The following is a 14,784-nucleotide window of genomic DNA, read 5'->3' on the forward strand; positions in this document are numbered from 1 at the left end:
TCCTCTCCGGGCTAAAGAAACACTCTAGCTTAGAGTATTGATTACGTAGTCGATGTAGGAATTTGCTTCAACAGCTGGATCGCCGCTGAGACCGTGGTTAGCTTTGATGTACTTGAGAGCTTCAATGTACCAGCTAGGAGACAGGTCAAAAGTCCGGTTGATTTCAGCCAAGCCAGAAATTAAGAAATCATCCAAGGGGCCTGTGCCACCAACAACTAAAGCGTATGTGATAATCCGCAAGTAGTAGCCGATATCACGTACACACTTGCCTTTACCGCGTGCATCAGCCGCGAAGTTAGGGCCTTGTTGTTGAGTGGTGTAAGGGTACTTGTTATACACTGCTTGAGCAGCACCTTCGGTCAAGCGTTGAGCATTGGCGCTCAAAGCTTTTGCTGCTTGTAAGCTAGCAGGAGCTTGGCGGAAGCGACCAAAAGCAACTTGAATTTCGGTGCTGCTGAGGTAGCGTCCTTGAGAATCAGCCGATGCAATTGCTTCAGTTAGAGGTGTTTTTGTCATTTTGGTATTTCCCTTTTACAAACGTTATGGTTGAAATTTTGTTTTGTCCTATAGACAGGACAATTATTTAGTCAACATCAGCAATGCTTGCTTTGCTTAAGCTACAGCAGCAGCAGCACGATCGAAATAGCTAGCTATTTCAGATGACAAAGCACTGCAATCGCCTCTGGTGATATTGTTTGTATCGTTGACAATTGCCAAAGAAGCTTGTTTCAGCTTTTGAATACCAACAGCAACTGAAGCTCCTGGAGTTCCCAATGCCAAGTAGGTTTCCCGCAATCCATTGAGGGCACGATCGTCTAGTACGCTAGAATCGCCAGCAAAGATAGCGTAGGTGATATAGCGAAGAATGATGTCCAAGTCTCTGATACAAGCAGCTGCACGACGGCTGGTGTATGCATTACCACCGGGAGTGATCAATTGGGGTTGTTCTGCCCACAAATCACGAGCCGCAGCAGCAACAAGAGCTGACGCATTGCTGGTAATACGGTTAACAGCATCTGCACGCTTGTTACCATCTTTGACTAGTTCGCTCAATGCATCTAATTGTGCATCAGAGAGATATTCGCCGCGTGTATCAGCTTGGGAAACTACTTTTGCAAATGCATCTAAAACCATTGCGTTAAATCTCCTAATTTGCTTGGTTAAGAATAATTGGACTCAAAACTGAATGGTTCAGTTGATTTTTGATGTCAGCACTGCCTGACGAGTTACGAAAGGTTTAAAACAGACATCCAAGAAATAAGTTTACGATCTCCAGGCTTTCAGATTAAAACTTTTGTTAAAAAACTTCAAACTTCTATGAACGACTGGAAAACCTGATTAAGATGTTGTTTTTTACTTCCAAGTTCTCTTTATACAATGCTGCTGCATCATATTTTATTACAAATTATTGTTATGTTTGTGAAAATTATTTACATAACTTCACATTTTGGACTATGTTTAGTTTACGAGCCGATCGCTGCTGTTGTGGGAGGGCAATAGATATTGTAGTTAATGTCACTTTGTAGTGATTTCTTATATGTCTTATGTAAAATTACTCAAATTTATTTTGGAGAAAGGCAATAACGCGCTTGAATGCTTGGGAGTCTTGGTAAAGAAAACCATGACCGCCCTTAAAGAACTCTAAATACGAACCTGGTATCTGTTTGTGCATTGCCTCAAGATTGGCAGGAGGAGATATGCCATCGTGATGGCCGCCGCAGATATAGACAGGAATATGCAGTTGAGAAAGTCGATTATATGTATCGTGAGCAGCACGAGCCTCAAGCTGACGACGACGCCCAACTTCACGACTTGGTTCGTTTGTACCCGCTTGAAAAACTGCTAGTGTCAGCTTTACTAATTCCTGAAATTGTGTAGTTCGGCTAGAGAGCCAAGCTTCCTCTTGCCAACGGGTATCAGCAATTGTGATTTGCCGATGAGCTAGTTTTTCAGCAGCAAGGTTTGCGAGTTCGTGTAGTGGATATGACGACCCACCAGCACCGCCACTACTAGTACAGGCCAAAACAAGACGTTTAACGCGGTGCGGATAGCGCAGTGCCAACTCTTGGGCTACCATACCCCCAAAGGAAATTCCGATGACATGAGCGCTTTCCCACCCAACTGCATTTAACAAAGAGTCTGCATCAGCGGCGTAATCTGCTATGGTGTAAGGAATATCAGGTTTTGAAGTTTGACCCAGACCGCGCTGATCGTAGGCTAAGATTTCAAAGTGTGGGGCTAGTGGTGAGTCAAAAATAGTCGGCGATCGCTGCAAATCTCCTCCAGTACCACTGATACTGAGTAGGCGTTGACCAGTGCCACGAATCTCATAATACATTTGCAGGTCGCGAACAGATACAAATGGCATAAGTATTTTTTCTGATGAAATTCGGCGAATTTGGCTCAAGAAGCGATCGCAATATCTCTAAATAAGCATCCTCTTTTTATCCTCACTGGATGTTGTTGCATTGAAGAGCTGCTAGATCCCCGACTTCTTTAAGAAGTCGGGGATCTGAACACCACTAATCTCTCAAAACTTTTGGGACAGACTACTAGTTTCTACCAAACACACTGCCAAGGGCACGCGCCATATTTTGCGGCTGCATTGCATCCATTGCGGCGGTGGGTTCGTAACCACAATGAACCATACAATCGGCACACTTAGGATTACCACTCTTCTGGCCGTATTGACTCCAGTCAGTTTGTGCCAGTAATTCCTTAAAAGTAGAGTAATAACCTTCGTTCAGCAGATAGCAAGGTTTTTGCCAACCGAGAACGCTATAACTAGGGCTACCCCAAGGCGTGCATTCGTAGTCCTTATCACCCGTGAGAAAATCTAGGAACAATGGATTGTGATTGAAGTTCCAATTTTTTTCACCACTTTTGTAGGGAGCCAGAATTTGCCGGAAGAGGGCGCGGGTTTGTTCGCGGTGGAGAAAATGATCTTGATCTGGTGCCCACTCATAACTGTAACCGGGAGAAATCATCATCCCGTCAGTATTTAGTGTTTCCAGAAAGTTGAAGAACTCTTGCATATCTTTAGGTTCAGTACCTTCAAAGATAGTGGTGTTAGTTGTAACACGAAAGCCTTTAGCTTTAGCGGCACGAATGGCTTTGACAGCAATATCAAAAACACCTTTACGATCGACGCAGCGATCGTGTAATTCCCGCATTCCATCTAAATGCACGCTGAAAGTGAGATAGGGAGAAGGTTGAAACTTATCCAGGCTCTTTTCTAATAACAAACCATTAGTACACAAGTAAATATATTTCTTGCGCTCAATTAATCCCTGGACAATCTCATCAATTTGGGGATGTAGCAGAGGTTCTCCACCAGGAATGGAGACAACTGGTGCGCCACACTCTTCCACAGCGGCAAAACACTGTTCTGGGGTGAGATTTTGCTTTAATATTTCCTTCGGATGTTGGATTTTACCACAACCAGTACAAGCGAGATTACACCGAAAAAGAGGTTCTAACATCAACACTAAGGGGAAGCGTTTGCGTCCTTTCAAACGCTGTGTAACAAGATACTTCCCAATATCCATAGCTTGTTGTAGATTAACTGCCATTGTTGCGATCGCTCCTCTTTTAAAGATAAATGCACCACTTTCTCAACCCCAAGATTTATCTGTGGGGTCTTCAATTTTGAATGCGTGAATTTTGAATTTCCCAGAGGGGTTGACATATCCCTGAGCAACAAACCAATCCACAGCGTCTTTGAGTGCGGCGTTCAGCGAAGATTGGGGTAGATCCAATTCTCGTACAGCCTTTGAAGCATTGTAATACATAGGTTGTTTCGCCATCCGAACGCCATCTAATGGTACTGAGGGCGATTTACCCAATGGTGCGAGAATTTTTTCATCAACCCAGGCAACACTCAGGGGCAACCAAGCGGGTACTGTTTGTTGAGGTGCGCTCAGACCTGTGATATCGGCGAGTTGTTCGAGTAGTTGCTTAAGACTGAGGTTTTGATGACCTAAGATATAGCGATCGCCAGATTTACCCCGTTGCAAAGCCAGTAAATGCCCCCATGCCACATCCCGCACGTCGATAAAATTTAGACCAGTATCCATGTAAAAGGGCATTTGCCGTCGTAAAAACCGCAAGATTATATCACCCGTCGGGGTAGGTTTGATATCCAACGAGCCAATCGGACTGCTGGGATTGACAATAACTACCTCCTGACCTGTAGCAACGGCTTGCATAGCTTCTTGTTCAGCCAAAAACTTAGACTTTTTATAGTCACCCACCAACTTTTCTAAAGGACTCTGATGTGTTTCATCCACAACTTCCCCTGACGCTCCTACCCCAATCGCTGCTACTGAACTTGTGTAGACAGTGCGTTCAATGTTAGCCTTGCGAGCTGCTGCCAACACATTGCGCGTACCCAGGACATTGTAACGGTGGAGTAATTCTCGGTCTGTCTGCCAGAGGGAATAATGAGCTGCTACATGAAATAAATATTGACAACCTCCCATCTGTTGCCAGAGATTTGGATCGTTCAAATCGCCTTTGACAATTTCCACCTCTAAACCGCGTAAATTCTCCAAATTGCTGGTTGAGCGTACCAGTGCTTTGACGGCATATCCTTGTTGCAGCAACAACCGTACCAAATGGGCACCAATAAAACCCGTACCCCCCGTGACAAAAACCTGCATCAACTTTCCCCCTGCTCCCCTGCTTCCCTGCTCCCCCTCTTCTTAAACCGGGGAAACCAATCATCCAAAATGGTGTAGACTACCGGCACAACAATCAAACTGAGAATAGTTGAAGTTACCAGTCCACCTGCGATCGCTACAGCCATCGGCGATCGCAATTCCGAACCAGCACCCAAACCCAAAGCGATCGGCAGCATCCCTAAAATAGTCGAGGCCGTGGTCATCATAATTGGTCTGAGGCGCACTAGTCCGGTGTTGAGAATCGCCTCTGTACGGTCTAAGCCAGCATTGCGTAACTGGTTGATATAATCTACAAGCAAAATCGCATTTTTATTTGCCAGCCCCAGCAAAAAGACGAAACCGATCAATGAGATCATACCAAAGTCGCTCTTGGTAATTAGTAGCGCCAACATCGCCCCCACTAGTGCTAAAGGCAAAGAGACACCAATAACTAAAGGGTCTACCCAGCTTTTGAATAGTAAAATTAGTACCACAACAATGCACAAGGCAGATAGAGCTAAAGTACTGCCGAAACTGCTAAAAACCTTATTTTGGTTAGCAGAGTCTCCTCCTAAATTTAAAGAAACATTAGAGGGTAACACCGCGTTTGCTTCAGCTACCACTTTGTCGGTGGCATCACCCAAAGACAGATCCTTGCCAAGATTAGCACTGATGTAGGCTACGCGCTGATTATTCAGACGCTCGATCTGAAAAACCGTGCCCTGTGGATTCGTTTCACCTGTAACTGTGACATCAGCGAATCCCGGTAGCCTTTGAATCCTTTCTTTAATGGCTTTGACTGCTTTGCTCAAAGCTTGGAGATTATCACCTTGTAATGCTATTTGCAGGGGTTTTTGACCGCCAGAATCGACAAATTGAATATCTTCAACACTAGTAGTTACCCCAGAAAGAACAGGTAAGGAGGAGCGCAACTGGTCTTGTAATTCCGCAGTTGCGATCGTGCGATTTTCCTTTAACTTTACGTATAGTGTCCCTTTATTCGGCTCACCCTCACGAGAACCAACGGTGGTAAATACCGTTTCAACTGCCGGTGATTTTCTCACAACCTCTTCTAGTTTCTTCGCAACCACAAGAGAATCATTTAAAGGATTGGGAATTGGGGATTGGGGATTGGGGATTAGAGATTGGGGACTAGGAATATCACTCCCTTGTCCTCCTTGTCCTCCTTGTCCTCCTTGTCCTCCTTGTCCCCCTTGTCCCCCTTGTCCCCCTCTGCCCAAATCAGGGATACTCGGCAAAGGAGCCGTATAAGCAATATTAAATTCGCCGCGATCGAGTTTGGGAATAAATCCTTTGGGAATTAGTGGAATCAGTGCTATACCTGCGATGAAACTGAGTGCAGCTAACCCGATAACTATCTTGCGATGATTTAAAGACCAACTGAGCAAATTTCTGTAAGATTGGGTAAACGCCACCCAGATTTTTGCTTCTCTACGCGGGGAGAGCGAGGATTTCGGTTTGAGCCAGTAGATAGCCAGAACTGGAGATAAAGTCCGAGCAACTAGCATAGAAGCAAGCATCGCCGCAGATACAGTGATGCCAAAAGGCTTGAAGAACTGACCAATTACCCCACCCATTAAACCTATGGGTAGAAAAACTGCTACTGCTGTTAAAGTGGCGGCGGTAACTGTCAACCCAATCTCATTTGTCGCTAAAAGCGCTGCTTGGCGAGGAGTTTCTCCATCTTCAACGTGTCGCATGATGTTTTCCACATCCACGATCGCATCATCAACAATGCTACCAATCACCAAAGCTAAAGCCAGCAGGGTGATTGTTTCTAGGTTGAAGCCGAAAATCGCCATGACGATAAATGTCGCCAGCAAAGACGTGGGAATAGCCAAGGCAGAAATGAGAGTTGCCCGCCAATTCCATAAAAAAGGAAAAATTACCACTATTGACAACAAGACGGCTTCCAGTAAAGCATCGATGGTTGACTGGGTGGCTTGGCGGATATATTCTGCTTGGGTGGCAGCTAAGGTAAGTTTGACATCTTTGAGGGTTGAGCGTAGCCTTTGAACTTCTTTCTCAACCCGACTCACTACTTCCAAAGTATTAGCATTACCGCGTTTGATTACCTGAAATGCGAGTGCATCTTCACCGTTAAACCGGACTAATGTCGCCCCACCTTGGGGGATTGTTGCACTCGCATTCGCTGGATTTATCGAAGGAGTTGCAGTCGCAGCGCCTAGTAGTGAGACTTTTAATACTCCTGGTAATTTAGCGATCGCACTAACAATCTCATCTTGCGCTAACTTCGTCAAATCTTTGAGATTCCGTGTAGGACTCTCTATGGCATAACTAATGGCGGCTGACTCGTTTAGATTCAGGGGAATAATTTTAGAAGTCGCTCCTTGAGGTAGAGCCAACTGCTTCAGGGCAGTTTCAACCTTTTTGGTTGATGTTTCTAAATTCGTCCCAACGACAAAAGAGAGGCTAACGGCTGTTTGACTAGGATAGGTGGATGAGCGGATAACCTCCAGTCCTTCAAGGGAGCGGAGGCGTTCTTCTAGGGGTTTGGTGAGCTTCGCTTCTGTATCCAGGGCAGTTGTCAGGGGAGCTGTAGCATTTACAACCACTACTGGAAAAGTAATATCTGGAAACAAGGCATATTTAAGGGAACTGAAAGCCAGAACACCAGCTACCGTTACGGCAATCCAAAAACTCACCGTCAGCCACGAAAATTGAATCGCCAATTTGGAAATATTGAAGAGTTCTCGTGCGGATTTGGAGTTATGAAGCTTTACCATCTTGGAAAATTATCGTGTGGATGACACAATTATTTAGTCATGCTACAGCAATCATCTTCGGTTTGCTAATTTTTGGTTACTACTAAACGGCAATATTACTTATTATCACTCAGAGATAGCAATCCTATTTGATTTGTGAAAATGGGCGGTGTTCAGATCCCGACTTCTCAAAGAAGTCGGGGATCTAATTGGAAGTCCCTTAAAACTTGAAACTATCGAGAGAGCTAGTGTCTAATTTTTTGCCCATCAACACAATTTTGGTACCTCAAGGAGCAGAATATAAAGCTGTGTGTCGCGGATTAAGCGGCGTTACTGCCTTCATGCCAACAGTATTAGCCATACCTGTTGGCATGAAACCTTTACTCAAATACCTGCAACAAGGACAATTTCTGACTCCAAAATCCAGAGTCCTAATTATGGGTATATGTGGCAGCTTGAGCGATCGCTATACAGTTGGCGATCTTGTGCTGTATCAAAATTGTATTTATCAGGAGAAACAGCAAGAATGCGATCGCACTTTCACAGCACAATTGCACTCTTTTATATCAGAGAAAGCCTCATTAGTCAAGTCCCTAACAAGCGATCGGGTGATTTGGTCTGCTGCCGAAAAACGTCATTTAGGTAAGACTTTGGCGGCTGATGTTGTAGATATGGAAGGATTTACCGCTTTAGAATTTTTCAATGCGGCTGAGGTGTCTGTGGCAATGCTGCGAATAGTTAGCGATGATTGTCAGCATAATATCCCCGATCTTACACCAGCAATTAACTCTGATGGCTCTCTAAACCCTTTTTCGTTAGCGATCGCCATGCTTCGACAACCTTTTGCCGCTACTCGGTTGATTCGAGGTTCATTGACAGCATTAAAGGTGTTAGAGCAAGTTACAAATCGGCTCTTTTCTGGCAATCAGCTGGAATAATTTGTTGCAGAATTAATGGCACACAGTTATTTGAGTTGAGCATTCAGCAAACTAGAAACAGCCTATCTTTTACATTGCTGACTGTTTTGAGAACACTTCAAATCTGCGCCATGCCCCCATCGACGAAGAGTTCGATGCCGTTGACAAAGCTGCTGTCATCGGATGCAAGGAAGACAACAGCTTTGGCAATCTCGTCTGGCGTACCCACCCGCCCAAGGGGGATATTGACAGCCTGACTTGCTACAAATTCCTGCACTTGCTCCTCGGTCAGTCCCAGAAGATTGTAGCCAGGAGTAGGCACAACACCAGGGCTGATAGCATTGACACGAATTTTGCGCTCTTTGAGGTCGAGTGTCCAGTTGCGTGCAAACGAGCGCACGGCGGCTTTGGTGGCGCTGTAAACGCTGAATGCTGGGTTGCCTTTAATAGAAGTAATCGAAGCATTGAGAATAATTGAAGCTCCCTCTGACAACAAAGGCAATGCCTTCTGCACAGTGAAAAGCAGACCTTTGACGTTGGTGTTAAAGGTTTTGTCAAAGTGTTCCTCAGTTATCGATCCAAGCGGGGCAAGTTCCCCACCTCCAGCATTGGCGAAAATGATCTCAAGGCGACCTTTCTCTTGCTCAATTGTGGTGTAAAGGCGATCGAGGTCTGCAAGAAGAGAGACATCGCTTTGAACGCCAGTGACGTTTTTACCGATCTCTTTGACGGCGGCATCAAGTTCATGCTGACGACGACCTGTGATGAAAACATACGCACCTTCGGCGACGAATCGCTTGGCAGTCGCAAGACCGATGCCGCTGGTGCCACCTGTAATGAGCGCGACTTTTTCTGAGAGCTTTTGTGACATAACGATGTTCTTTTGAATAAGGTTTAGTGATTGTGAGTCCGATCGCATATCGTTCAAGCTGTAAACCCACCATCGATCAAATGGCTGGCATCAGGAGCTTTGGTGGGCATAATAGTTACCAACTAAATGCTTATTTACCAATCGATACAAAAAGTATCCCTTGATTAAGTCTTGGTGTCAAGGAAGTTTTATACTTATAGGTATGAAAGCGGAAAAATCTAATTAAGTCGCAAGGAAATCCTTGCGCTTTCGATATTGACGAAGCCTGAGAGCAAGCTTTGCATATGTTTTGGCGCAAGGACTATCTGGGAGCATCCCTTATAAAGCTAACTGAGGCGATCGGCATTAACCGTCTGAGCCGAATAGCACGCTTGTAAAGCCCAAAGGTTTGTGTTGTCTTGTTCCCAGCCTCCGGGCTGGGAATATATTTAGAAGCTCTGCCTCTTGTCAAGCTACTGGAGGCGGAGCCTCCAAGAATGAGTTAAGAGCTTAAAAACTGGGAACCAGTCAAATCAAGGGCTGTATCTTTTCTTAGTACCATTCCTGTCTGAGCTTCTATGTTAAGCTAATGCGCCTACATATTGCACAAACTCCGTTAAGACCATCATTAGTCATTAGTCATTTGTGTTTACCAAGGACAAATGACTAATGACAATTAACTTAGGACAACCTTCACCAGTTGATGCGCTTTTCTTTTTGCGTAACAGCTTACCTTTGCTAATAAGAAAACTTTATTCCGCGTCTTTAATTTACTAAAACCTTAGTTCAGGGTCTCTATAGGCTTGCATTTTTTGGCTTTATTTATAATATTAATTACATTTTATTAATCGAATGCAATATCTATAAAAAAGACCAAATAAACTAAGAATTTATTATTTATGTACGTCTAAATTTGTGGAAAAATATTTACAATTAGCTGATTAAATTAATTGATATAATAATTAAATTTTGCTTTAAAAATCGTATTATCAAGCTTTTTTCAATTTGATATTAAATTTGGATAACTACTGACAGTATGAAATTCAATAGAATTGTGATTATTAAATAGTTTATAAAATAAGTTTTACAGAAACTTTATCATAATGCATATTAAGTAAGAGTCTAGATTGGGAAACATAATATATAACCTTGTCAGGGTTGGGTTCCATGAGAGCTAATTTTACTGGAATGTGAATTAAAAATACTTTTTTCTCAGAATAGCTCGGAACTAATTTACCAACTATCAAACAAAATCTATGAAGCTCAATCACAAGCTCAATCTATACTCATTCCTAGCTAGTTTTCCATTACTCAAAAAAAGCTACACTGCTAAAATCATGTTGGTGGCATTTTTGGGTACTCACATACCACTTCTAAGCTTACTCTTGAGTTTCGTGATCTCAAACTCCTATTCCTTGGAGATGGCGATTCGAGTTATGCTTATTGCTCTGTTGGCTACCTTAGCGGGTACAGCCGCCACCCTCTACGCACTACACCACCTGCTCAAACCAGTTATTTTGACATCTGCGGCATTGCACAATTATCTAAACACCAAAACCTTACCTAAATTGCCCACAGATTTTGCTGATGAAGCCGGTACATTGATGGCGGATACTTCACAAACTCTTTACAAATTAGATGAATTAATTCATTACATCAGTAATTATGACGATCTAACTGGATTACCCAATCGCGATCTATTTCGCGATCGCCTCCATCAGACTCTATCTCAACCTGAAAATAATCAGCGCTTTGTAGCAGTCTTTTTGTTGGGTATTGATGATTTCACTGCTATGAGTCATGGTTTGGAGCATGAAACAACAAATTTGTTGTTAAGAGCAGTCGCTCAGAGGTTATCAGTCTGTATGACACAAACAGATATTTTTGCCCATTTGAGTGGAGATGAATTTGCCATTGCCCATATAGACATTATTTCTTTTGAAAGTGTGATTAAGCTATCTCAGATGGTATTAAGTACCCTGAGCAAACCTTTTTCTATACAGGGTAACTTGATTCATATTACCGCCAGCATCGGCATCACAATTAATGGAATAAATGAGCGTAATAGCGTAGATCAACTTTTGCAACAGGCTCATATCGCACTGTACCAGGCGAAGCAGCAAGGGCGTAGCAAATACCAATTCTATTCACCAGAAATTAATGCTCAGTTGCAGGAGCGAATAACTTTAGAAAATGAATTACGTGGAGCGCTTGAGCGCAATGAAATGCTGGTTTATTATCAACCTCTGATTGATTTACACAGCGGACAAATTACAGCTATGGAAGCGTTGGTTCGCTGGCAGCATCCTACATTAGGTTTGGTTTCGCCAACAAAATTTATTCCCATTGCTGAAGCCAATGGTTTGATCCTAACAATTGGTGAGTGGGTCTTGCGAACTGCTTGTGCCCAAAACCGTGCTTGGCAGCTTGCTGGATTTAACCCAATTCGGATGTCTGTAAATCTGTCAGCCCGACAGTTTGAACTACCGAATCTGGTTGAGGTTGTCAGTCAAATTCTTGAGGAAACTGGACTCCAAGTATCTTACCTGGAATTGGAAGTGACAGAAAGCTTCTTGATGGCTGATATGGAGCGATCGGTTAAAACCTTAAAACAATTACGAGAACTGGGTATATGCTTGGCTCTAGATGACTTCGGTACTGGTTATTCCTCCCTCAACTACTTGAAGCGCTTTCCTGTGAATATGCTCAAGATCGATCGCTCATTTGTACAGGATGTCACATCTAATCCTGATAGTGCCGCCGTCACGAATGCAATTATTGCCCTGGCAAAAAGTCTGCGGTTGAACATCACGGCAGAGGGTGTGGAAACCCAAGAACAGCTTGACTACCTGAAAATGCTGGGATGTGATGAAGGTCAGGGTTACTACTTCAGTTGCCCTGTACCAGCCGATCTAATTACCCCGATGTTGCAGAAAATTTCTCAGCAGATGGAGAAAATTCCAGCATAAGTGGATGCCTAAGCCAGAAAATACACCCCTGATAACGTTTCACTTAAATATTTGCTAGAAATGATTATCAGGGGGCAGATTAAGGAGGCAGCTATGCTGAAGGAATCCCCATAAATAAATTTACACTGACGCTGTGAGCCTCAGCCGAACGGAGATTTAACAAGGACGCTGTATTTCTTGCGCCCAGTTAATAAAATACATATTTTTTTATTTTTCATAAATAAATTTAGTTGCTCTCAGACCATTTTGCCTCCAGAGAAAATTCTTTTCTAAAACCTCCTTCCCCCTGCCCCCTGCTTCCTGCCTCCTGTTTTTCTCCGGTGACATAAGCAGAGAAATCCAGGATTAATCAGACCAATAAAAGGTTATTTATTTTGAAACTGTAGAAAGCTTTGCAACCATGTGAGCACGAGATGAAACCTCAAGCTTGCGGAACATCCTTTTTAAAGCTTGCTTGACAGAGTTTTCAGTAATCCAAAGTTCAGCACTAATTTCTGCATTGGTTTGTCCTTGAGCCACCAAGGAAGCAATTTGCATTTCACGAGCCGTTAAACGCTTTGTCTGTAATAGTGGTTGTTGCAATCGCGTCATTGCCACCCAAGTAGAAATATGCAGACAAAGCGCACTCAAATCTGTAAGATTTTGTGAATCAAATGCAGGCATTCCCTGCTTACGAGTAAAACCTACCACGCCTACTAACTGCCCATTACTGACAATTGGCCCTGCCATGACGTGCCAGTGATCGGCGCGAGGACAAATCAACCTCCACGTCTTAGGTTCTACTACTAAAGCTTCATGAACAGGGGCATGATGTTCTAGCAAATAGCGTGCAACTGGGTTGTGTTGGGGTGATAATGCGATTTCCACTGCTTTTTGAAGCTTGCTGTTAGCTAGAGAAATTTGAGCAAAGAAAAACAGCCCACCTCGTGTAGCTGAAAAATATTCACTCATTTCTGTGGATATGTGCGATCGCAATGTCTCTTCATCTTTAGCTTGAGCAATTGCATGAAATAGAGCTTGTAAGGCAATCATGATTGGCAAATTGTACCCTTTCGAGGTCTAGGCGCAGTATAGCAACCAGACCTATCTTAGCTTTAGTCACACCAAGTCTTTTCCTTTGTTTGCTTTTTTTGGATTACTTAACCATGACTCTAAATCCTGGCATTGATGATACACAGATATCTGGGCGCTGGATTCAAATTAGTTTTTTTATCGCAGTAGTGTTTTTCAATCTCTGTTTAGCAATCCAAGTATTCAGCGTTGGACTGGCTTACTTTTACAACTCTAATTGGTGGAACCTACATATCTGGCTCGTGCGAGGATATAGCGGACTCTCGCTAATTTTGTTGATATGGGTGTTTCTAATGCCGTTTCCTTCAAGAGTCCAGAATCTTACTGCAAGTATTCCAGTGTTGTTGGGACTGCAATTTCTCACAATTCACTTGAAGACTTCTTTTCCTTTAGCAGTCTTCCATCCACTCATCGGCTTTTCCTTATTCTCTATTTCTACAACCCTAGTTCATCGGACATCTCGCATTGTATTTCCCAACCACAACCAAGACTAAATCCTTAACTTTCAATTCTTTTAGGTATAAGGATAGATTTCATAGCAACTGTCATCAGGAGATTGATTCATGACTTACTCACAAAAACATATTATTGGCTTGGTACTTTATCCTGGGATGGCGGCACTTGATATTGTAGGGCCCCAGACAGTTTTTAGTTTGCTTCCTGGTGTCCAGATCCACCGCATCTGGAAAGCGTTAGACCCGATCAAAACCGATGACGGAATGATGATTTTGCCTGATACCACCTTTGAAAATTGCCCACCCTTAGACGCGATCTGCGTCGGCGGCGGTTTAGGACAGAGTGCAATAGTAAACGATCCAGAAGTACTTGAGTTTTTCCAGAAACAGGGGAGGACAGCAAAGTTCATCACCTCTGTGTGCAGCGGGTCTGAGTTTTTAGCGAAGGCAGGACTGCTACAAGGCTATCGAGCGGCGACTCACTGGATGGGGCGTGAACAACTCGCAACGTTGGGCGTTGAGGTCGGAACGGAGCGAGTTGTGATTGACCGAAATCGTATGACTGGTGGGGGGGTTACGGCAGGCATTGATTTTGGTCTAACGATCGCTGAAGTGCTTTGTGGTGACGAAGCCGCCAAGATCGCTCAACTATTAATGGAGTACGATCCAGCCCCTCCATTCGATGTCGGTTCACCCGAAAAAGCGGGGGCTGAGTTAGTCAATAAAGCAATGTTATATGCTACGGGGACATTGGGTTTAAACGTAAAATAGGCAGTCTGACATGACCACAAATTCGGAAATTGAACGTGTTCTCTACACGTTGGATACAAATCCGTTTTTATACGACTTAAATCGTCTTTAACCTCTGCTTGATTGCTCAGTTATTAACGATTGGGGTTGCTTAGTTCAACGATCCTGCTTGGTGGACTATTCATGTTTGGCTCGTTTGAGGGTACAGTGGACTGTCCTTTCTATTGCTGGGAGGGTCGTTGATCGCCCCATTTTCGGACAGAAGTTGTGGTGTATAGAGCAGCATTAGCATAAAAAAATGTATCGAGATGCGCTATCGACGCGATCCAACGTTTCTCCTGCTTCTTGAATTTGGATGCTCTCA

The 14,784-nt window shown here is 43.6% G+C and carries 12 protein-coding genes; 4 read left to right on the forward strand and 8 right to left on the reverse strand.

Annotation, left to right across the window (positions count from 1 at the left end):
• Positions 1–24: 24 nt before the first annotated feature.
• From cpcA to NSTC731_RS16135, 6 genes are all read right to left on the reverse strand, one after another.
• Positions 25–516 (reverse strand): phycocyanin subunit alpha, encoded by a 492-nt coding sequence (gene cpcA, locus NSTC731_RS16110; protein WP_445631663.1) that lies wholly within the window; start codon positions 514–516, stop codon positions 25–27.
• A gap of 96 nt (positions 517–612) precedes the next feature.
• A complete protein-coding gene (locus NSTC731_RS16115; protein WP_099099077.1) occupies positions 613–1,134 on the reverse strand; it encodes a phycocyanin subunit beta in 522 nt (173 codons plus the stop codon).
• Between the two features lie 418 nt (positions 1,135–1,552).
• Positions 1,553–2,368, reverse strand: a complete 816-nt coding sequence (locus NSTC731_RS16120) for an alpha/beta fold hydrolase (protein ID WP_445631664.1) — start codon at positions 2,366–2,368, stop codon at positions 1,553–1,555.
• Positions 2,369–2,552: 184 nt separating this feature from the next.
• The gene (gene hpnH, locus NSTC731_RS16125) at positions 2,553–3,572 is read right to left on the reverse strand and encodes an adenosyl-hopene transferase HpnH (RefSeq protein WP_445631665.1); all 1,020 of its coding nucleotides are present in this window, start codon (positions 3,570–3,572) and stop codon (positions 2,553–2,555) included.
• Positions 3,573–3,614: 42 nt separating this feature from the next.
• On the reverse strand, positions 3,615–4,661 hold the full coding sequence (hpnA, locus tag NSTC731_RS16130; RefSeq protein WP_445631666.1) for a hopanoid-associated sugar epimerase: 1,047 nt from the start codon (positions 4,659–4,661) through the stop codon (positions 3,615–3,617).
• The gene (locus tag NSTC731_RS16135; RefSeq protein WP_445631667.1) at positions 4,661–7,429 is read right to left on the reverse strand and encodes an efflux RND transporter permease subunit; all 2,769 of its coding nucleotides are present in this window, start codon (positions 7,427–7,429) and stop codon (positions 4,661–4,663) included. The genes hpnA and NSTC731_RS16135 overlap by 1 nt, the downstream gene beginning before the upstream one ends.
• Before the next feature lie 227 nt (positions 7,430–7,656).
• Here NSTC731_RS16135 and NSTC731_RS16140 point away from each other — a divergent pair, with 227 nt between their 5' ends.
• Entirely contained in the window at positions 7,657–8,346 is a 690-nt protein-coding gene (locus tag NSTC731_RS16140; protein WP_445631668.1) for a 5'-methylthioadenosine/S-adenosylhomocysteine nucleosidase family protein, read from the forward strand.
• Positions 8,347–8,443: 97 nt separating this feature from the next.
• Here the strand turns inward: NSTC731_RS16140 and NSTC731_RS16145 are convergent, their stop codons facing one another.
• On the reverse strand, positions 8,444–9,196 hold the full coding sequence (locus NSTC731_RS16145; RefSeq protein WP_445631669.1) for an SDR family oxidoreductase: 753 nt from the start codon (positions 9,194–9,196) through the stop codon (positions 8,444–8,446).
• 1,235 nt (positions 9,197–10,431) lie between these two features.
• On the opposite strand from NSTC731_RS16145, the gene NSTC731_RS16150 reads away from it, so the two are divergent.
• Complete coding sequence (locus NSTC731_RS16150; protein ID WP_445631670.1) at positions 10,432–12,144, forward strand: putative bifunctional diguanylate cyclase/phosphodiesterase; 1,713 nt, start codon at positions 10,432–10,434, stop codon at positions 12,142–12,144.
• Positions 12,145–12,513: 369 nt separating this feature from the next.
• Here NSTC731_RS16150 and NSTC731_RS16155 read toward each other — a convergent pair whose 3' ends face one another.
• Positions 12,514–13,176: a LuxR C-terminal-related transcriptional regulator gene (locus NSTC731_RS16155; RefSeq protein ID WP_445631671.1), complete on the reverse strand. Its 663-nt coding sequence runs from the start codon at positions 13,174–13,176 to the stop codon at positions 12,514–12,516.
• A gap of 113 nt (positions 13,177–13,289) precedes the next feature.
• On the opposite strand from NSTC731_RS16155, the gene NSTC731_RS16160 reads away from it, so the two are divergent.
• Positions 13,290–13,709 carry a DUF6220 domain-containing protein gene (locus NSTC731_RS16160; RefSeq protein WP_445631672.1) on the forward strand — a complete coding sequence of 140 codons (420 nt, stop codon included), beginning with the start codon at positions 13,290–13,292 and terminating at the stop codon, positions 13,707–13,709.
• Between the two features lie 69 nt (positions 13,710–13,778).
• Positions 13,779–14,441 (forward strand): DJ-1/PfpI family protein, encoded by a 663-nt coding sequence (locus tag NSTC731_RS16165; protein ID WP_445631673.1) that lies wholly within the window; start codon positions 13,779–13,781, stop codon positions 14,439–14,441.
• The last annotated feature ends 343 nt before the right edge of the window (positions 14,442–14,784 follow it).

The sequence above is a fragment of the Nostoc sp. DSM 114167 genome (assembly GCF_052692655.1).